At 73.5% G+C, this 16796-nt stretch carries 18 protein-coding genes; 9 read left to right on the plus strand and 9 right to left on the minus strand.

What is annotated here, in order from left to right; genetic code table 11:
• Positions 1–164: 164 nt before the first annotated feature.
• From AKI01S_RS20870 to AKI01S_RS20880, 3 genes are all read right to left on the minus strand, one after another.
• Positions 165–1307: a glycosyltransferase family 4 protein gene (locus AKI01S_RS20870; RefSeq protein WP_083999951.1), complete on the minus strand. Its 1143-nt coding sequence runs from the start codon at positions 1305–1307 to the stop codon at positions 165–167.
• On the minus strand, positions 1304–1795 hold the full coding sequence (locus tag AKI01S_RS20875) for a hypothetical protein (protein WP_067820353.1): 492 nt from the start codon (positions 1793–1795) through the stop codon (positions 1304–1306). The genes AKI01S_RS20870 and AKI01S_RS20875 overlap by 4 nt, the downstream gene beginning before the upstream one ends.
• Positions 1796–2198: 403 nt before the next feature.
• Positions 2199–3083, minus strand: a complete 885-nt coding sequence (locus AKI01S_RS20880) for a glycoside hydrolase family 16 protein (RefSeq protein ID WP_067820356.1) — start codon at positions 3081–3083, stop codon at positions 2199–2201.
• A 142-nt stretch (positions 3084–3225) separates the two neighbouring features.
• Here AKI01S_RS20880 and AKI01S_RS20885 point away from each other — a divergent pair, with 142 nt between their 5' ends.
• Positions 3226–4428 (plus strand): sensor histidine kinase, encoded by a 1203-nt coding sequence (locus AKI01S_RS20885; RefSeq protein WP_157419979.1) that lies wholly within the window; start codon positions 3226–3228, stop codon positions 4426–4428.
• Positions 4425–5114: a response regulator gene (locus AKI01S_RS20890; RefSeq protein WP_067820362.1), complete on the plus strand. Its 690-nt coding sequence runs from the start codon at positions 4425–4427 to the stop codon at positions 5112–5114. The genes AKI01S_RS20885 and AKI01S_RS20890 overlap by 4 nt, the downstream gene beginning before the upstream one ends.
• Before the next feature lie 48 nt (positions 5115–5162).
• Here AKI01S_RS20890 and AKI01S_RS20895 read toward each other — a convergent pair whose 3' ends face one another.
• Complete coding sequence (locus AKI01S_RS20895; RefSeq protein WP_067820500.1) at positions 5163–5387, minus strand: hypothetical protein; 225 nt, start codon at positions 5385–5387, stop codon at positions 5163–5165.
• Positions 5388–5646: 259 nt separating this feature from the next.
• On the opposite strand from AKI01S_RS20895, the gene AKI01S_RS20900 reads away from it, so the two are divergent.
• Positions 5647–7797: an MMPL family transporter gene (locus AKI01S_RS20900; RefSeq protein ID WP_067820365.1), complete on the plus strand. Its 2151-nt coding sequence runs from the start codon at positions 5647–5649 to the stop codon at positions 7795–7797.
• A gap of 72 nt (positions 7798–7869) precedes the next feature.
• Here the strand turns inward: AKI01S_RS20900 and AKI01S_RS20905 are convergent, their stop codons facing one another.
• Entirely contained in the window at positions 7870–8538 is a 669-nt protein-coding gene (locus tag AKI01S_RS20905; RefSeq protein ID WP_067820367.1) for a TetR/AcrR family transcriptional regulator, read from the minus strand.
• A 131-nt stretch (positions 8539–8669) separates the two neighbouring features.
• Between AKI01S_RS20905 and AKI01S_RS20910 the strand changes: the two genes are divergently transcribed.
• Positions 8670–9320 carry an HAD-IA family hydrolase gene (locus AKI01S_RS20910; RefSeq protein WP_067820370.1) on the plus strand — a complete coding sequence of 217 codons (651 nt, stop codon included), beginning with the start codon at positions 8670–8672 and terminating at the stop codon, positions 9318–9320.
• On the plus strand, positions 9298–9447 hold the full coding sequence (locus tag AKI01S_RS50750) for a hypothetical protein (RefSeq protein WP_157419980.1): 150 nt from the start codon (positions 9298–9300) through the stop codon (positions 9445–9447). Before AKI01S_RS20910 ends, AKI01S_RS50750 begins: the two co-directional genes overlap by 23 nt.
• A 222-nt stretch (positions 9448–9669) precedes the next feature.
• Here the strand turns inward: AKI01S_RS50750 and AKI01S_RS20915 are convergent, their stop codons facing one another.
• Positions 9670–10188, minus strand: a complete 519-nt coding sequence (locus tag AKI01S_RS20915) for a hypothetical protein (RefSeq protein ID WP_067820374.1) — start codon at positions 10186–10188, stop codon at positions 9670–9672.
• A 170-nt stretch (positions 10189–10358) separates the two neighbouring features.
• Between AKI01S_RS20915 and AKI01S_RS20920 the strand changes: the two genes are divergently transcribed.
• A complete protein-coding gene (locus AKI01S_RS20920; RefSeq protein ID WP_067820377.1) occupies positions 10359–11153 on the plus strand; it encodes a hypothetical protein in 795 nt (264 codons plus the stop codon).
• Positions 11154–11250: 97 nt separating this feature from the next.
• Here the strand turns inward: AKI01S_RS20920 and AKI01S_RS20925 are convergent, their stop codons facing one another.
• Complete coding sequence (locus AKI01S_RS20925) at positions 11251–12258, minus strand: 1-aminocyclopropane-1-carboxylate deaminase (RefSeq protein ID WP_067820380.1); 1008 nt, start codon at positions 12256–12258, stop codon at positions 11251–11253.
• 23 nt (positions 12259–12281) lie between these two features.
• The gene (locus tag AKI01S_RS20930; RefSeq protein WP_067820384.1) at positions 12282–12950 is read right to left on the minus strand and encodes a GntR family transcriptional regulator; all 669 of its coding nucleotides are present in this window, start codon (positions 12948–12950) and stop codon (positions 12282–12284) included.
• Between the two features lie 103 nt (positions 12951–13053).
• On the opposite strand from AKI01S_RS20930, the gene AKI01S_RS20935 reads away from it, so the two are divergent.
• On the plus strand, positions 13054–14013 hold the full coding sequence (locus AKI01S_RS20935) for a UbiA family prenyltransferase (protein WP_067820387.1): 960 nt from the start codon (positions 13054–13056) through the stop codon (positions 14011–14013).
• Between the two features lie 70 nt (positions 14014–14083).
• Positions 14084–14779, plus strand: coding sequence for a DUF4190 domain-containing protein (locus AKI01S_RS20940; protein WP_083999956.1), 696 nt, complete (start codon positions 14084–14086; stop codon positions 14777–14779).
• Positions 14780–14783: 4 nt separating this feature from the next.
• On the opposite strand, the gene AKI01S_RS20945 is transcribed toward AKI01S_RS20940, so the two are convergent.
• A complete protein-coding gene (locus AKI01S_RS20945) occupies positions 14784–15839 on the minus strand; it encodes an Rv1352/Rv1906c domain-containing protein (RefSeq protein ID WP_067820393.1) in 1056 nt (351 codons plus the stop codon).
• A 230-nt stretch (positions 15840–16069) separates the two neighbouring features.
• Here AKI01S_RS20945 and AKI01S_RS20950 point away from each other — a divergent pair, with 230 nt between their 5' ends.
• Positions 16070–16741 (plus strand): aminoacyl-tRNA hydrolase, encoded by a 672-nt coding sequence (locus AKI01S_RS20950; RefSeq protein ID WP_067820396.1) that lies wholly within the window; start codon positions 16070–16072, stop codon positions 16739–16741.
• The last annotated feature ends 55 nt before the right edge of the window (positions 16742–16796 follow it).

Below are 16796 nucleotides of genomic sequence, written 5' to 3' on the forward strand. Positions count from 1 at the left end.
GCCCGCGCCGAGCGCGCCGACGACCTCCGGCGGCGCCCCCGGCTGCGCGCGGGGCGTCACGACCGCGACCTCGTGCCCCTCCTCCCGCAGCGCCTCGCCCAGCAGCCGGGTGTAGGTGCCGATGCCGTCGCGGGCGGGCGGGTAGGGGCTGACGAACAGGACCCTCATGGCCAGAACCGCCCGGAGATCTGGGCGGCGATCGACTCCCACGAGTACTCGACCACCCACGGGTCGCCGGGCCAGGGGTCCGCGCCGTCCAGCGCGTCCTGGGCCGCCAGGGCGGTGCCGAGGGCCAGGGCCAGCGCCGCCGGGTCGTGCTCGCAGACCAGGCCGCGCTGGGACCGGGTCACCAGGTGCTGTGCCAGGTTGTCGGAGGCCGAGGTGGTCACCACCGGCAGCCCGCAGGCCAGCGCCTCCAGGACCGCGATGCCGAACCCCTCGCGCTCGGACGGGAAGGCGAACACCCGTCCGGCCTTCAGCAGCGAGTACAGGTCCTTCTGCTCGCGCACGTCGTGCCGGAAGTCCACCGCGTGCGCGATCCCGAGCCGCGCGGCCTGCTCGTGCAGGGCCTGCTCCTCGGGGCCGGTGCCGATGACGCGGCAGGTCACGGGCCTGCCCTCGGCGTGCAGGAGGGCGACGGCGTCCAGCAGCATGTCCAGCCGCTTGTGCACCATCAGGCGGCTCACCACGACCAGGTCCGTTGTGTCGGGGTCCGGGGAGGAGGCCCGGACCGCGGACAGGTCGATCCCGTTGGGGGCGACCATGATGGAGGCGCCGGGGCCCAGGTAGCGGGTCAGCCGGTCGGCGGTCTGCGGGGACGCGGCGATGATGTGGTCGGGCAGGCGCATCGACATGCGCTCCACCCACCAGGCGAGCCGGCCGCCCCAGCCCAGGTAGTCCCGCCAGTACTCGGGTCCCCACACCTCGTGCCAGGTGGCGATCAGCGGCTTGCGGCGCACGGTGGCCACCAGGCGCAGCGTGAACAGCTGGAACTGGGGGATGTGGTCGACCTTGAGGATGTCGAACCGGCGGCGCAGCAGCACCAGGCAGGCCAGCGCGAAGACGAGGGCCTGCCGGAACGAGCGGCGGCGGCCCCGGTACAGCAGGCGGTACCGGGTGATGCCGTGCAGGGTGACGGCGCCCTCGGTGAGCCTGGGCGGGCCGTCCCACCAGCGCATCGTGTACACGTGGACGTCGGCGTCCACCGCCATCAGCCGCGACAGCTCGTGGTAGCGGATCTCCCGGCCGCCGAAGCTGTAGGGATGGACCGCGTCGGTGACCAGCGCCACCCGTGGGCGGGCGCTCATCCCTGCCTGCTTCCGATGTCGTTGACGCACTCGGCCTGGTAGGCGATGGCCCGCCGGTCGTCCAGCCGGACCTCCACCCGCAGCGTCCCCGGACGGCACATCACGCGGGGCCGGGTGGTGATGGTGGCGTCCTCGTCCGGGGCCAGGACGGTCTGGCCGCCGTCCAGCCGCTGGACGGCGTTCTGCGCGGCGCCGCCCTGGGCGGTGCCCGCCCCGGGGGCGGCGTTCTGCGCGGTGGCGGTCACCGACCAGGTGTAGGTGCGCCGCTGGTCGGTGGCGTTGTGGATGCTGAACGCCAGCGGCAGCTCCGACCCGCCGACCAGCACGCGCTGGAGCTGTCCCGGGTCGGTGAAGGCCAGCTCGCTGTAGTGCTCGGTGGCGCCGACCAGGCCGGCCGACTCCAGCAGCGACCGGCCGGGCGGCGTCTGGACCAGCCCGCCCACGGCGACGACGAAGGCCAGCAGGATCAGGTAGGGGCGCCGGCGCACGAGGGGACGGCCCGGTCGGGCGGGGGCGGCGGGTTCCGGGTCGGAGCCTCGGCGGGATCCGGGGGAGGGGGGCCTGCCCGTCTCGTGCGGGGGACCCGCGTGGTGGTGAGACAAGTCACTTCCATGGCTGGGGGACATTTCCGAGGCGGGGGTGAAGGGAAGTATGCCCGATATGTGAAGTGACGGGGACGGCTGGTGGGGCAAGAGGGGATGAGATCTCAGATATTGAAAAATTTCACCCGAGGAGGCGGGTCCGCCCAAGCTGATCAGGAATTTTTCACAGCGGATGTAAACCTCTGAGGCGTCTCGCGCGTCGTGTTCGTACCGCGACGTGTTCGAAAGGGAAAGCCCCCGTGTTCCAGAGGGAACGCGAGGGCTTCGCCAGGCGGTCGGACGCCGCCGGTCAGGCGCGGTAGACGCGCACCCAGTCCACCGACATGTACGCCGGGAAGCGGGTCGTCCGGTCGGGCTTTCCGGGCCAGTTGTTCCCGACCTGCAGGTTGAGGATCAGATAGAAGGGCTTGTCGAACGGCCACCCCTTGTACGCCTTCATCTGCGCGTAGGGCTTGCCGTCCATCCACCACACGATCCGCCAGGGCGTCCAGTCCACGCCGTAGGTGTGGTACTCGGCCGACACCGGCTTCCTCAGCTTCAGATGCCCCGCCCCCACCCTGCGGTTGGCGTGCGCGAAGCCCTGGACGAGCTTGGGGTACTTGCCGGAGATCTCCACCACGTCGATCTCGCCGTAGGGCTTGCCCCGCTTCTGCATCCAGAAGGCGGGCCACATGCCGCTGCCGGTGGGCAGCTTGGCGCGCACGGCGAACCGGCCGTAGCGCTGTTCGAACTTGCCGATCGTCTGGATGCGCCCGGAGGTGTAGCCGCACCGGCCGTTCCAGCACTTCAGCTTGGACGAGGCCGGCGTCTTCCGGGCGGCGATGACCAGCTGGCCCCGGCCGTTCTGCCGGCTGGCCTCGGGGACGTAGTACTGGCGCGCCTGGTGGCCCCAGCCGCGCACGCCGTTGCCGGTCAGCGCCGTCCAGGCGGAGGACGGCTTGCCGCGGCCGTTGAACTCGTCGCGCCAGGACAGCTTCCAGTCGACCTTCGGCAGCGTGATCCTCGGCGCGGCCGCCTTGCCGCTGATGCCGGTGTTGCGCGTCTTCCGGGGCTCCTCCTCGCCCAGGCCGACCGCCGCCACCATCGTGGTGGCGGCGATGATGCCGCTGACCGAGCCCGCAGCGATCCAGATGCGTCGTCGGCTCCGGAGCGGAGGGACGGACGGTGCTGTCATGTCGATGTCCTTGGCCATGGGCGGGTGCCCGAGACGGAATGGGGCGGCGGGGGAAGTCCGACCTTATGGGGAGGGAGTGGTTTTTGCGAACCTTCGGCCGATGACGGTGGGCCCGCACGGGCGCGCGTCGTACCGTGACGGCGTGGAGAGCACATCGTCGCCGGGCGGGGACCGGGCGCCCACCCGGCGGGAGCGGCTGGTGGACGCGGGGGCCGTCGTGCTGGTCACCGCCGTGGTGGCGCTGATGGTCCGGGAGACCCGGGAGGCGGGCGCGGTGCCGCCCGACGCGCGGGCGTACCTGCTGGCCTTCCTGATGGCGCTGCCGATCCTGGCGCACCGGCGGCGGCCGGTCGCGGCGCTGATGCTGTCGAGCCTGATGCTGTTCGTGTACTACGCCAGCGGCTATCCGGGGATCTCGCCGACGATCGCGCAGGCCCTCCCGATCTACTCGGCGGTGGTGGCCGGGCACCTGCGCTGGGCGGTGGGCGTGACCCTGGGGTTCTACACGATCGGCTACGTGATGGTGGTCGTGGAGAAGCACCTCTCGCCGATGCTGGCGCTGGCGGAGTTCCTCTCCCACATCGGGCTGGGGGTCACGGTGATCCTGCTGGCCGAGGTGGTGCGCAGCCGCCGCGCGCTGGCCGCCGAGACCCGCGAGCGGCTGCGGCTGGCCGCCGAGGAACGCGACCGCGAGAGCGCCCGCCGCGTCGCCGAGGACCGGGTGCGCATCGCCCGCGAGCTGCACGACACGCTCGCCCACAGCATGGCGACCATCACCGTGCAGGCGGGCGGCGCCCTGCACGTGCTCGGCGAGGCGGACGGCGACGGCCGGGCGGACGAGCGGGTCCGTCCCGCGCTCGCCGCGATCCGCGAGACCAGCAAGGACGCGCTGCGGCAGCTGCGGGCCACGCTCGGGGTGCTGCGGTCGGGCGCCGACCTCGGCCCGGCGTTCGGCCTGGACCGGCTGCCCGCGCTGGCCGAGGCGGTGCGGGCGGCGGGCGTCCCGGTCGAGGTGACGGTCACCGGGCGGGCCGCGCCGGTCGATCCTCCCGTCGACCACGCCGCCTACCGCATACTGCAGGAGTCGCTCACCAACGTGCTGCGGCACGCGGGCCCCGACGTGCGCGCCCGCGTGACCGTCGCCCACCGGAAGGACGGGATCGCCCTGGAGATCGTTGACGACGGGGCCGGCGGGACGCCCGGGGGCGGGCACGGGCTGACCGGCATGCGCGAGCGCGTGGCCGCGCTGGGCGGGACGTTCGAGGCCGGGCCGCGTCCGGAGGGCGGGTTCGCGGTCCGCGCGGTCCTGCCGGGCGGCGCGGACGGTCCGGAGGGCGCGGCGTGATCCGGGTGGTGCTGGCCGACGACCAGGCGCTGGTGCGGGCGGGGTTCCGGCTGCTGCTGGACTCGGCCGACGACATCGAGGTGGTGGGGGAGGCCGAGCACGGCGGCCGGGCCGTCGCGCTCGCCCGGGAGCTGCGGCCCGACGTGCTGCTGATGGACCTGCGGATGCCCGAGGTGGACGGGCTGACCGCGATCGGCCGGATCTCCGCCGACCCGGCGCTGGCCGGGGTCCGCGTGGTGGTGCTGACCACCTACACCGAGGACGAGAACGTGTTCCGCGCGCTGCGCGCGGGCGCGGCCGGGTTCCTGGTCAAGGACATCGAGCCGGTGGACCTGCTGAACGCGGTGCGGGTCGTCGCCGAGGGCGCGTCGCTGCTCGCGCCCTCGGTCACCCGCGCGGTCGTGGAGGCGTTCGTCGGACGGGCGCCGGCCGGGGAGCCGCCGGGTCCGGGACGGCGTCCCGAGGTCGCCGGGCTCACCGCGCGGGAACGCGAGGTGGTGCGGCTGGTCGGCCGCGGCCTGTCCAACGAGGAGATCGCCGGCCACCTGGTCATCAGCCCGCTCACCGCCAAGACGCACGTCAGCCGGGTGATGGGCAAGCTCGGCGTGCGCGACCGGGCGCAGCTGGTGGTGTTCGCCTACGAGTCGGGTCTGGTCACCCCCGGGAACGGCCCCGCCCGCCCCTGAGCCCGCCCCCGAGCCCGCCCCTGAGCCCGCTGGTCCCTCCCCGGCGCCTCATCCCTGGGAACGGGCGTTGATGATCGCGTCGCGCAGGAGCTGGGGGGTGGGCGCCTCCACCAGGCGCGGCCCGTTCGCCGACGGCACCAGCGCCCACCATGCCCGCGTCGCCTCGCCGTACCAGACGCGTACGCCGGGGAACTGCTCCTGCAGCCCCTGCACGGTGTTCGCGCGGACCGCCGCCTGGTCCCCAGGTCCGGCGGCGCCCCGTTGAGCCGACATGATGTCCACACACCCCCGTACCCCCGCTGGCCTCATCGGTAACAGCGTCCCCAACACCATGAACGTCACGCCTATTCGCACAAGTGTGACCAAAGACACGAAAGCAAACGTAAAGGGGGGTCAACCCTTCCATCGAGCGATGTACGCCCGGGGGAGTACGCGCGCGGACAGGTGACTCCGCGGGTCAGATGTGGGGGCGGGCGCCCGGCGGCCACCCTCGGGGGGACACGTTGAGACTTCTCTCCGAGGTGAGTGATCCATGTCCGTTCCCGATCCCGCCGGAGGGCCGCTGTCGCGGCTCGCCAGGCTCTGTTACCGCCGCCGACGCCTGACCGTCCTGGCCTGGATCGTGGGGACGGTGGCCGTGATGTTCCTCGGCTTCTCCAACGCCGCCGAGCCGCTGAACGACTTCACCGGCGGCAAGTCGGAGTCCGCCCGCGCCCAGGAGGTCCTGGAGAGGCACTTCCCGGGAACCAGCGGCGAGAGCATCATGCTGGTGGTCCGCGCCGACGCCGGGGTGCGGACGCCCGCCGTGCGCGCGGAGGTCGACCGGGCCGTGCGGCGGCTCGCCAGGACCCCGCACGTGACGTCGGTGTCGTCGCCCTACCAGGCGCCCGGCCAGATCTCCCGGGACGGCCGGACCGCGTTCGCCTCCGCGGGCCTGGACGTGTCGGCCGACGACATGCCGACGGCCGAGGTCGTCAAGCTGCTGGACGAGGTGCGCAGGAGCGACGGGCCGGTGCGGCTGGAACTGGGCGGCTCCGCGGTCACCGCCGCCGAGACGCCCGGCGGCGGCCCGTCGGAGGGCGTCGGGGTGCTGGCCGCCGTCGTCATCCTGCTGGTCGCGTTCGGCTCGGTGCTGGCGATGGGCCTGCCGATCCTCACCGCGCTGCTGGCGATCGGCTCCGGACTCGCGCTGATCATGCTGCTGGGGCACCTGCTGCCGGCGCCATCGTTCAGCCCGATCGTCGCGGTGCTGATCGGCCTGGGCGTCGGCATCGACTACGCGCTGTTCATCGTCACCCGCTACCGCGAGTCGCTGGCCGAGGGGGCCGACCCCGAGTCGGCCGTCGTCACCGCGCTCACCACCGCCGGGCGCGCCGTGCTGTTCGCCGGGACCACCGTCGTGATCGCGCTCATGGGACTGCTGGTGATGCGGCAGGACCTGCTGACCGGCGTCGCCACCGCCGCCGGGGTCGCGGTGCTGATGACGATGCTGGCGGCCGTCACGCTGCTGCCCGCGCTGCTCGGGTTCGCCGGTCGCGGCATCGACCGGCTGCGCGTCCCGGGCCTCGGCCGGGCCCGCCGCCCCGCCGCCGAACGCTGGGCCCGCACCGTGCAGCGCCGCCCGCTGCTGGCCGGGCTCGCCGCCGCCGTGGTGCTGCTGACGCTGGCCGCGCCCGCGCTGTCGATGCGGCTCGGCCTGCCCGACGACAGCGTCCAGCCCCGCGACAGCAGCGCCTACGCGTCCCACAAACTGCTGTCGGAGGGCTTCGGCCCCGGGACGGGCGCGCCGCTGGTGGTCGCCGTGCAGGGCGGTGACGCGGCCCCGGTCGCCGAGGCCGTGCGCCGCACGCCGGGCGTGGCGGCGGTGCAGCCGCCGGTGCGCAGCCGGGACGGCGCGGCGTCGATGTTCGTGGCGTTCCCGACGACCGCCGCGCTGGACGAGAGGACCGGTGACCTGGTCCACCGCCTGCGCGACGACGTGGTGCCGTCCGCCACCGGGGGAACGGCCCTGGAGGTGCACATCGGCGGGCCGAACGCCGGATCGATCGACTTCGCCGACGACGTACGGGAGCGGTTGCCGGTGCTGGTCGCGGTCGTGGTCGGGCTGTCGCTGTTCCTGCTGGTCGCGCTGGTCCGGTCGGTGACGGTCGCGTTGCAGGCGGCGGTGATGAACCTGCTGTCGGTCGCCGCCGCCTACGGGGTGCTGACCGCCGTCGTGCAGTGGGGCTGGGGCGGCGGGCTGCTCGGCTTCCCCACCGACATGCCGGTGGCGACGTGGGTGCCGCTGATGATGTTCCCGATCCTGTTCGGGCTGTCGATGGACTACGAGGTGTTCCTCGTCTCGCGGATCCGCGAGCTGTACGAGCGGGGCGTGGAGACCCGCGAGGCCGTCGCGCAGGGCCTGGCCCGCACCGCCCGCGTCATCACCGCCGCCGCGGCGATCATGGTGATGGTGTTCCTGTCGGTGCTGCTCGGCGCGGACATCGCGGTCAAGCAGATGGGCCTCGGCATGGCCGTGGCGATCGTCATCGACGCGACGGTCGTCCGCATGGTGCTGGTCCCGGCGCTGATGGAGCTGTTCGGCCGGGCCAACTGGTGGCTGCCGGGCCCGCTGGCGCGGATCCTGCCCGCCCGGCTGGCCGCCGAGCCACCGGTGGACGAGCGCGTGCCGGTGCGGTCGTGACGGCGCGCTCATGACGGCGCGGTCCGGCCGGGGACGCGAGGGCGTCCCCGGCCGGACCGCGTCCGGACGTCGTCAGTGCGTGTTGATGCCGTCGAACATCACCTTGAGGTAGTGGTCGGCGAGGCCCTGGGAGTCCAGCCGCCCGCCCGGCCGGAACCAGCGGACCGCCACCCACACCGTGTCGCGGATCATCCGGTAGGTGAGCTTGGGGTCGATGTCGGGGCGGAACAGGCCCTGCTCCTGGCCGGCCTTGATGGTGTCCACCCACATCCGCTCCACCTCGTCCTCGGACCTGGTGAGGTAGGCGAAGCGCTCCACGCTCTTGAGGTGGTTCCAGTCGTTCTGCATGACCGTGATCGCCGCGCGGTGCGGCTCCAGCGTGCCGAACGCGATGCGGACCAGCCCGGCGATGGTCTCGCGCGGGTCCTTGCCCTCGTCGATGACCTTCCGGTACGCCGACATGATCTCGTTGAAGAAGCCCGCGAGGATCTCGTCGACGATCGACTCCTTGGAGTCGAAGTGGTGGTACAGGCTGCCGGAGAGGATGCCGGCCTCGTCGGCGATGTTGCGCACGGTGGTGGCCTGGTAGCCCTTCTCGGCGAACAGCTCGGCCGCGAGCCGCACCAGGTGCTCGCGCCGTTCCGAGGCCAGGGCGGCCGAACCCTTGCCGCGGCGGCGGGCTCCGCCCTCACCCGTGGCACGGTTTCTGGGGCGTCCGGAGTTCGCGCTCGTGGTCGTCACCCTCTCATTATGCTGGGTGCGCCCAACCGCTTGTTCAAATGGGCGCGTCACCCTCAGGGTACGCGCACTATCAAGCGCTTGTTCGAAGAACGCCGGACCCGGCGTGTCCCGTCCCGCATAGGCTCGGGCGCATGTCCGACGTGATCGTGTTCGACCTGTACGGGGTGATCGCCCGCACCCAGACCGACGAGGCCCGCCGGGAGATCGAGACCCGGGCCGGCCTGGCGGAGGCGGGCGTGCCCGCCCCGGCGTTCTGGGACGCCTACTGGGACCGGCGCCCCGCCTACGACGCGGGCCAGTCCAGCGCCGACTACTGGGCGGCCGTCGCCGGCCGGCTGGGGATCACGATCCCCGACGTCCCCGCCCTGGTCGAGGCCGACCTGAACAGCTGGACCGACGTGGACGACGCGATGGTCGCGCTGGTGGGCGAGCTGGCCGACCAGGGCCGCACGCTCGGGCTGCTGTCCAACATCATCACCGATCTGATCCCGCGTTTCGAGGCCCGGCACGGCTCCTGGCTGCGCCGGTTCGCGGCCCTCACCTACTCCTGCCGGATCGGCGTCGCCAAGCCCGACCCCCGCGCCTACCTGATCTGCGCCGAGCGCCTCGGCGCCGCCCCCGCCGACATCGTCTTCTTCGACGACAACGCCGCGAACGTGGCGGCCGCCCGCGCCGTCGGCATGCGCGCCGAGGTCTTCACCTCCCCCGAGGGGGTCCGCGCGGCCGTGGGCGCCTGGGACGGTACTAACATGATCGTCCGTGACGACCGCGGTATCCGATGATCTGCCCGTTCCCGCCGGCCTGCTCGGCACCGGCTGCCCGCTGTGCGGCGGCCGCGTGCGGGAGGTCCGCCCGGCGGGCGACGGGCTTGTGGCGCTGGGCCCCTGCGGCTGCGTCGTCGAGGAGTGAGGAAGGCCCCCGCCGCAACGGTGGGGGCCCCTTCGCGCACGGGACTGGGGCCTGTTTCGAAGTGGACCCCGGCCACGCACGCGAGCGCGTTACCTGACCTGCGGGCCCGACGCCGAAGGCGAGGGCCCGCAGGTCAGATCGCGAAGCGATGCCGCGCTCGCCAAGACCTGGTCAGGCGCGAGCCCCGGGCGAGCGCCGTGGGCCAGGGCTTTGAAACGCGGACTAGCAGCGGGTGCCGCCGTCACGGACCAGCTTCACCGTGTAGGAGTACTTCTTGTAGTGGAGGGTGTGCTCCGACCAGCAGCGCTTGCCGCTGACGTCCACCCCGGCGGTGCCCTTCCTCTTCCAGCGCGTGAGGGTGTGCAGCTTGCGGTCCTTCATCGCGCGGAAGCGCAGCTTCACCGACACGCGGCAGTCGTTCTTCGAGCCCCGGTAGAGCCGGGTGTGGGTGGCCATGTAGGTCCAGCCGGGACCGACCACGCCGCCGATGTTGCGGTGGTACGCCTCGGCGTGGCACGGGCCGAGCTGGAAGAACGTGTCGTAGTACTTGTTGGTGAAGGTGATCTTCCGCTTCGGGGGCTTGGCCGCGGCCTGGACCCGCGGCTCGGCCGTGACCTGAGCCGTGGCCCGCGCCTCGGCCGGGGCGACGGCGGCCGACGCGGTGGCGGGCGCGGCCAGCGACACGGCGGCCGTGGCCGCCAACGCCGGCACGACCACGCGGGACAGGGACGGAACGGGCATCGGTGCTCCTCCGGAGGCTCGATGACGGCGGAAACCCCCCACGATCATGAAGGACGCGGACCGCGCGCCGGAAGCCCCCCGCGGGAGAATTCACCGGCCCCTCACCCGCCGATCGCGGGATGATCGCCGCCGGGTCACGGCGGACCCGGCGGCGCGGGGATGATGGGTGCATGGCGGAGGCAGGGGGCGCGTGGCGGCTGGAGGCCGCGGCGGGGTTCTACCGGGGACGCGGCGAGATCGCCCGGTACGCGCGTGCCGAGCTGCGGTTCCTGCGGTGGGAGATCGACCGGGGCGTGCTGGACGAGCGCTCGGGAAGCCCGTGGTGGCGGGCGGTCAACGACCGGCTGCTGCGGGACAGGGCCGAGGCCGCGCTCGTCCGGGAGGACGGCGGGGAACCGCCGTCGGCGGGCGCGCGCGCCTGGGCCGCGTTCCTGGCCGGACCGTCGCCGGAACGCTGGTACCGCGCGCACAACTCCAGTGTCGTGGCCGGTTACCTGGAGAACGAGGACCTCGCCGCCGCCGAGCTCCCCGCCGAACGACTGATGATCAACGTGACCCTGTCGCGGGTCCTCTACGCGCACGCGATGGTCGCCGTGCCGCGCCTGGCGCTGGGGCCGCTGGCCGCGCTCGGCCCCCGGCTGGGCGATCCGCGCACCGGGTCGGTCGGGATGTTCCTGGACCTGCGGAACGTCTTCCCGCAGCACTACCCCCTGGACGGCTGGAGCACCGGGCAGGTCATGGACCTGGAGGGACGGCGCGCCCGGATGCTGGACCACGGGGTCATCAAGCCGAGGCTGCGGGAGCTGTACGCGTTCTCGGCGCGGGCCCTGGACGAGCCGAGGCTCGTCGGCCTGCTGAACGGGGACATCCCCTCCTACGCGCGACCGGACATCGACCGCTCCCGGTGGCACCGACGGCGTCTCCTGCACGGCCTCGCCACGCTCGTCACCGCCCCCGGCCGCTGACCGCGTCCGCCGCCGCCCCGCCGCCGCCCCGCCGCCGCCCCGCCGCCGACCGGGCGCGGCAGGCTGTCGGCGGCGACGCGGTCCGGGGAGGGGCGGGTCAGCCGAAGACGCCACTGTAGGCGTTCAGCGCCGGCTGCCCGCCCAGGTGGGCGTACAGGACGTTCGAGCCGCGCGGGATGTCGCCACCGCGGACCAGCCCGATCAGGCCCGCCATCGACTTGCCCTCGTAGACCGGGTCGATGATCATGCCTTCGAGGGAGCCGGACAGCCGGATCGCCTCCATGGTCGAGTCGACCGGGACGCCGTACCGCTCGCCCGCCCAGTCCTCCAGCAGCACGATCTCGTCGTCGCGCAGGTCGCGGCCCAGACCGATGAGGTCGGCGGTGTTACGGGCGATCCTCGCGACCTGCGCGCGGGTCTCGGCGGGCTTGGCGGAGGCGTCGATGCCCAGCACGCGGCGGGGGCGGTCCTGGCCCGCGAAGCCCGCGACCATCCCGGCCTGGGTGCTGCCGGTCACGCTGCACACCACGATCGTGTCGAAGAAGACCCCCAGCTCCTCCTCCTGGGCGCGGACCTCCTCGGCCCAGCGGGCGAAGCCGAGGCCGCCCAGCGGGTGGTCGGACGCCCCGGCGGGGATCGCGTACGGGGTGCCGCCGGCCGCGCGCACCTCGTCCAGGGCCCGCTCCCAGCTCTCCTTGACGTCGATGCCGAAGCCCGCGTCCACCAGCCGCACGTCGGCGCCCATGATCCGGGACAGCAGGATGTTGCCGACCTTGTCGTAGACCGGGTCCGGCCAGTCCACCCAGCTCTCCTGGACCAGGACCGCCCCCAGGCCGAGGCGGGCGGCCGCGGCGGCGACCTGCCGGGTGTGGTTGGACTGGATGCCGCCGATGCTGACCAGGGTGTCGGCGCCCTGCCTCAACGCGTCGGCGACCAGGTACTCCAGCTTGCGGGTCTTGTTGCCGCCGTAGGCGAGACCGCTGTTGCAGTCCTCCCGCTTGGCCCAGACGCGGGGGCCTCCCAGGTGCGCGCTGAGGCGGTCCAGCGGATGGATCGGGCTCGGACCGAACAGCAGGGGATGGCGGTCGAAGTCGGCCAGGGACATGGGCGCTCCCGGAGGGTCGGAGGTCAGTCGCCGGACAGGGGTCCGTCGAGCAGGGGGAGGAGGGTCCGCCAGTTGTCGCGGGCCGCGGCCGCCGCGGCCTCGGCGTCCCCGGCCTCGCACAGCGCGACGATCGTGTCGTGCTGCGCGACCGACGCCCGGCCGCACAGCGAGGAGAAGCGGAGCCGTTCCACCCGCCGCAGGACCGGCGTGAACTGCTCCAGGACGGTCGCGACGGCCTGGTTGGCGCTGGCGGTCACCGGGACGCCGTGGAAGCGGTCGTCGGCGTCGACCGCCCGCTCGGCGTCGCCGTCGCGCAGGGCGGCGGCGAAGTCGGCGTTGGCCGCCCGCATGGCGTCGAGCTCGGCGTCCGACAGGTGCGGGACGGCCTCGCGGACCGCCACCTCGTGCATCGCCGCCACGACCGCGACCGCCGACCGCGTCGCGCGCAGGTCCAGCGGGCTGACGATCGTGTGGCGGCCCGGCCGGGTCCGCACCAGCCCCGCCTGCTCCAGCCGGGCCAGGGCCTCCCGGATCGGCGTGCGGCTCACCCCGAGCCAGTCGACCAGCTCGGCGTCCACCAGGCGTTCGCCGGGGGCGAGGGTGCCGTCGACGATGGCGTCGCGGAGGGCGCGGTAGGCGTTGTCGCGCAGGAGGGACCGGGGGATCGTGGCACGGCTCCGGGGAACTGGCATGCAATATATTGCATGCCACAGATCGGGTCTCTGTCAAGAAATGAACGTGTTGTCTAATAGGGGGACCCCGCTTCCGATCCCGATCGCCCGGGGGTGACCGGCGATGCGCGTTCGCGAAGGCGTCCGGACGGCTGCGAGCGGCGGCCGTTTCCTCCTCGACCTGTGGCTGGTCGCCCGGCCCGCGCTGTGGCTGGTGTCGCTGGTGCCGTTCTACGTGGGGCACCTGCTGGCCACCCGGTGGCTGATCGCCGGGCAGGACGTGTGCGTGCCGCCCGGCCGGGGCTGCCCGGAGGCCCTGGCGCCCGTGCTGACCGGGCTGGTGGTGTGGGGTCCGCTGGTCTGGCTGGCGGTGCTGGCGATCAACGACGCCCGCGACCTGGAGGGCGACCGCCGCAACCCCCGCAAGGACGACGCCCCGCTGGCCGGGGGCCGGATGTCGGCGCGGGCGGCGACGGTGGTCGCGCATGTCGCGGCGGTCGCGGCACTGGCGGTGGCGTGGACGGTGCGGCCCGCTTTCACGCTGGTCACGTTGGGGTTCCTGGTGCTGGGCTGGCTCTACAGCGTTCCGCCGGTGCGGCTGAAGGACCGGCCGGGGTTCGACGTGGCGACCAACGCGGTGGCCGTCGGCGGGTGCGCGCCGGTGGCCGGGTGGACGGTGGTCCGGCCGATCGACGGGTTCCCGTGGGTGATGGCGGTGCTCGGGGTGCTGGTCGCGGTCGCGCTCTACGTCCCGACGGCGGTGACCGACTACCGGGCGGACCTGGCCAGCGGCTACACCACGATCGCGGTGCGGCTCGGCCCGCGCGCGGCCTACCGGATCGGCCTGACGGCGTGGACGGCGGCCTGCGCGCTGACGGTGCTGCTGGCGGCCCGGGGACAGGTCTTCCCGCACCGGGTGCTGTGGCCCCAGGCGATCAGCGCGCCGATCCTGGTCGCCGCCTACCACCGCCTCCTCGGCCGAGCCCGCGAACCCGCCGAGATCGTCCACGGGATCATCACCGTGAGCTGGATCTTCCTGATCCCGTGCGGGATTTTTGCCCTGGCCTATACCAATGTCCTGTAGCGCCGGAATCGGCATATGACGGGTAATTACTCCTACTGGAGGCAGTCGAGGGCCGGGTGGGGGCCGAACCATGAACGTCTACGGGCAGCCGCCGAGGCACGGACCGCCGCCAAGGCCACCTCGGCGGAGCAGCGGGCTGGCCGTCGCGGGGGTGGTCCTGGGGATCCTGGGCCTCCTCACCCTGGGGGCCACCTCCCTGGCCGGCGCCGTTCTCAGCCACCTCGCCCTCAACCGGATCGAAAGGACCGGCGGAGGCGGACGCAACCAGGCGATCACCGGGATCGCGCTGGGCTGGATCGGCGTGGTCGTCCTCGTCCTCGCCGTCAGCTTCTCCCTGCGGAGCGTGGTCCACCGGGACGCCGCCCGCATGGCGGAGCAGCAGGTCCCGGCACCCGCCGCGCCGTCCACCCCGGCGTCCACGACTAAGGAGCCTACGGAGGAGCCGACGAAGGAGCCCACGAGCGAGGAGCCGACCGAGGAGCCCACGAGCGAGGAGCCGACCGAGGAGCCCACGACCGAACGACCGCCCGACGGCGAGTTCGGCGACGGGACCTACAGGGTCGGCAGCGAGATCAAGCCCGGCACGTACCGCACCGACGGTGAGAGCGACCTCGGCGGCTGCTACGTGGCCCGCAAGAACAGCGCCACCGACGAGCTCGGCTCCATCAACGACAACCAGATCGTCCAGGGACAGGGCTACGTGACCGTCAAGCCGAGCGACAAGTACGTCCAGTTCAGCGGCGGCTGCACCTGGAAGCGGCGGTAGTCCGTCACTTCGCGGGTGGGAGTTCGTCGCCGGCTTCGGCGGCTTCGGTGAGGCGGGCGCGGAGGGTGTCGACCAGGGCGTCGCTCTGGGCGGTGAGGCGTTCGATCGCCGGGACGGCCAGGTCGTCGCGGACGGTGTCGGCCAGCAGCTCGTCGTACTCGTGGGCGTGCTCGGTCAGCGCCTCCAGCTGCCGGTGGGCGCGCAGGGCCTCGTCGGCGGCGCGGGTGCGTTCGGCGTAGCGTTCCAACGCCTCCACGCGCCGCGTCACCGCCTCCACCGACAGGTCCAGCTTCTCCTGCAACGGCCTCAGCGCCGCCTTCACCTCCGGCAGCGTGGCCTCGCCCTGCTCGGCGCGCAGCCTGGACTGGCGGGCCAGCACCTGGGCGATCTCCCACTCCTGGCGGGGGAGGGTGACGGCGTTGTCGACCGAGTCGAGCATGCCCTCCCGGTTGACCTCCGAGTCGCGCACGGTGTCGATCGCGCGCTGCACGCGGCCCAGCAGCGCGCGGGCGTCCTCGTCGAGCTGCTCGGGCATCAGGTAGCGGTCGCGGCGGCGGTCCAGCTCGCGGGCGCGTTGCAGGTCCAGCGACACCGACGGGGTGCCGAGCGCGATCAGCGTGGCCATCATCGCCATGCCGAGCAGCCACAGCGTCCCCAGGAACACCGATCCGGCGAGCCCGACGCCGAGCACCGCCAGCGGCGCCAGCCACACCAGCGGGCGGCGGCGCGCCACCGCCCGGTCCAGCTCCTGCCGCAGGGTGGGGTCGGCGACCGGGCGCGGCTCGGCCGGGCCCTCCTGGTCCGCGCGGGCGGGCGCGACGCGCTCCCAGTGGCTGCCGATGTGCGTCTCGAACGCGAAGTCGCTCGGCGCGATCTCGATCTCGGTGGGACCGGCGGGCAGCGGCCAGGACCCCACCGGATCACCGCCGCCGGGGCCGGTGAACCGCACCCACCAGCCGCCCTTGCCCTCCGCGCACCGGTACCGGCCCGGCGCGACGTCGATGCCGACGAAGAACGTTCCGACTCCTGGAATGGAGTTGCCCCAGGCACCACTGGTCACCGGCGACCTCCGAACCCGACCTCTCCCGCCGTGTTCCCTCGCGCCCCCGCGAACGGGGCCCACCCCGCGGACTCCGTCCCGTACCCGTACCGACGTCCGAGGAGCGGCAAGAGTTGCGTACCCACATCCCGAGGGGGGAAGTCACCCGCCGGGGGAGAGATTGGGCGGTCTTCTCCCGTGGTGGGCGGGGGCGGGACGGGCCATGGACGTGCCGGTGGAATACTCCTGGCGTGCGACCTGACTACGACCCTCTTGACGATCCGCCCTGGGCGATGCAGCTGGTGGTGCGCGCGGAGAAGGCGTCCCCGCCCTCCCACCGCGCGGTGTGCGAGGCCGCCGCGACGGCGGTGGTGGAGCTGCTGGCCGACCCGCGCGCCGCCGATCCCGAGGGGGAGTGGGCCGAGGCGGTCCGGCAGTGGGAGTCGCGGCGCATCCGCAAGGTCACGCGGCGGGCGCGGGGCGTGCGCTGGCCCGAGGCCCAGCGGGTGCCGGGCGTGACGGTGGACGTGAACGGCGCCGAGGTGCGCGCGCTCGTTCCCGGCCCGGTGGCGGAGGTCCCGCCGCAGATCGCCAAGCTCCAGGTCGCGGGCCTGGACCTGCCCGACGACGAGGAGCCCAAGCCCGCCCCCGAGCCGCCCTACGCCGCCCTCGCCCTCAACCCCGGCGTCTCCATCACCACGGGCAAGGCGGCGGCGCAGTGCGGCCACGCGGCCCAGCTCCTGCTGCGCCAGGGCGCGGTACCGGACGTGACGGCGTGGATCGAGGGCGGCCTGCGCGTCCATCTGGTGCGCGACATCGCCTGGGGCCGGTGCGTGGAGCACGCGACGGTCGCGGTCCGCGACGGCGGCTTCACCGAGGTCCCGCCCGGGACGATGACCGCCATCGCCTGGATCGTCCGCTGACGTAACCTTCGCCGCCCTGCCGGACCTGAACAGGTGTGAGGACGGGCGGGGCGGC

The sequence above is a fragment of the Actinomadura kijaniata NBRC 14229 genome, from assembly GCF_001552175.1.
Lineage (GTDB): Bacteria > Actinomycetota > Actinomycetes > Streptosporangiales > Streptosporangiaceae > Spirillospora > Spirillospora kijaniata.

Excerpts from the sequence above, each read along its gene's own strand:
- AKI01S_RS20870 (WP_083999951.1), bottom strand. The coding sequence starts at position 1,307 with ATGAGCGCCCGCCCACGGGTGGCGCTGGTCACCGACGCGGTCCATCCC.
- AKI01S_RS20880 (WP_067820356.1), bottom strand. The coding sequence starts at position 3,083 with ATGACAGCACCGTCCGTCCCTCCGCTCCGGAGCCGACGACGCATCTGG.
- AKI01S_RS20895 (WP_067820500.1), bottom strand. The coding sequence starts at position 5,387 with ATGTCGGCTCAACGGGGCGCCGCCGGACCTGGGGACCAGGCGGCGGTC.
- AKI01S_RS20900 (WP_067820365.1), top strand. The coding sequence starts at position 5,647 with ATGTCCGTTCCCGATCCCGCCGGAGGGCCGCTGTCGCGGCTCGCCAGG.
- AKI01S_RS20910 (WP_067820370.1), top strand. The coding sequence starts at position 8,670 with ATGTCCGACGTGATCGTGTTCGACCTGTACGGGGTGATCGCCCGCACC.
- AKI01S_RS20915 (WP_067820374.1), bottom strand. The coding sequence starts at position 10,188 with ATGCCCGTTCCGTCCCTGTCCCGCGTGGTCGTGCCGGCGTTGGCGGCC.
- AKI01S_RS20920 (WP_067820377.1), top strand. The coding sequence starts at position 10,359 with ATGGCGGAGGCAGGGGGCGCGTGGCGGCTGGAGGCCGCGGCGGGGTTC.
- AKI01S_RS20925 (WP_067820380.1), bottom strand. The coding sequence starts at position 12,258 with ATGTCCCTGGCCGACTTCGACCGCCATCCCCTGCTGTTCGGTCCGAGC.
- AKI01S_RS20930 (WP_067820384.1), bottom strand. The coding sequence starts at position 12,950 with ATGCCAGTTCCCCGGAGCCGTGCCACGATCCCCCGGTCCCTCCTGCGC.
- AKI01S_RS20935 (WP_067820387.1), top strand. The coding sequence starts at position 13,054 with ATGCGCGTTCGCGAAGGCGTCCGGACGGCTGCGAGCGGCGGCCGTTTC.
- AKI01S_RS20940 (WP_083999956.1), top strand. The coding sequence starts at position 14,084 with ATGAACGTCTACGGGCAGCCGCCGAGGCACGGACCGCCGCCAAGGCCA.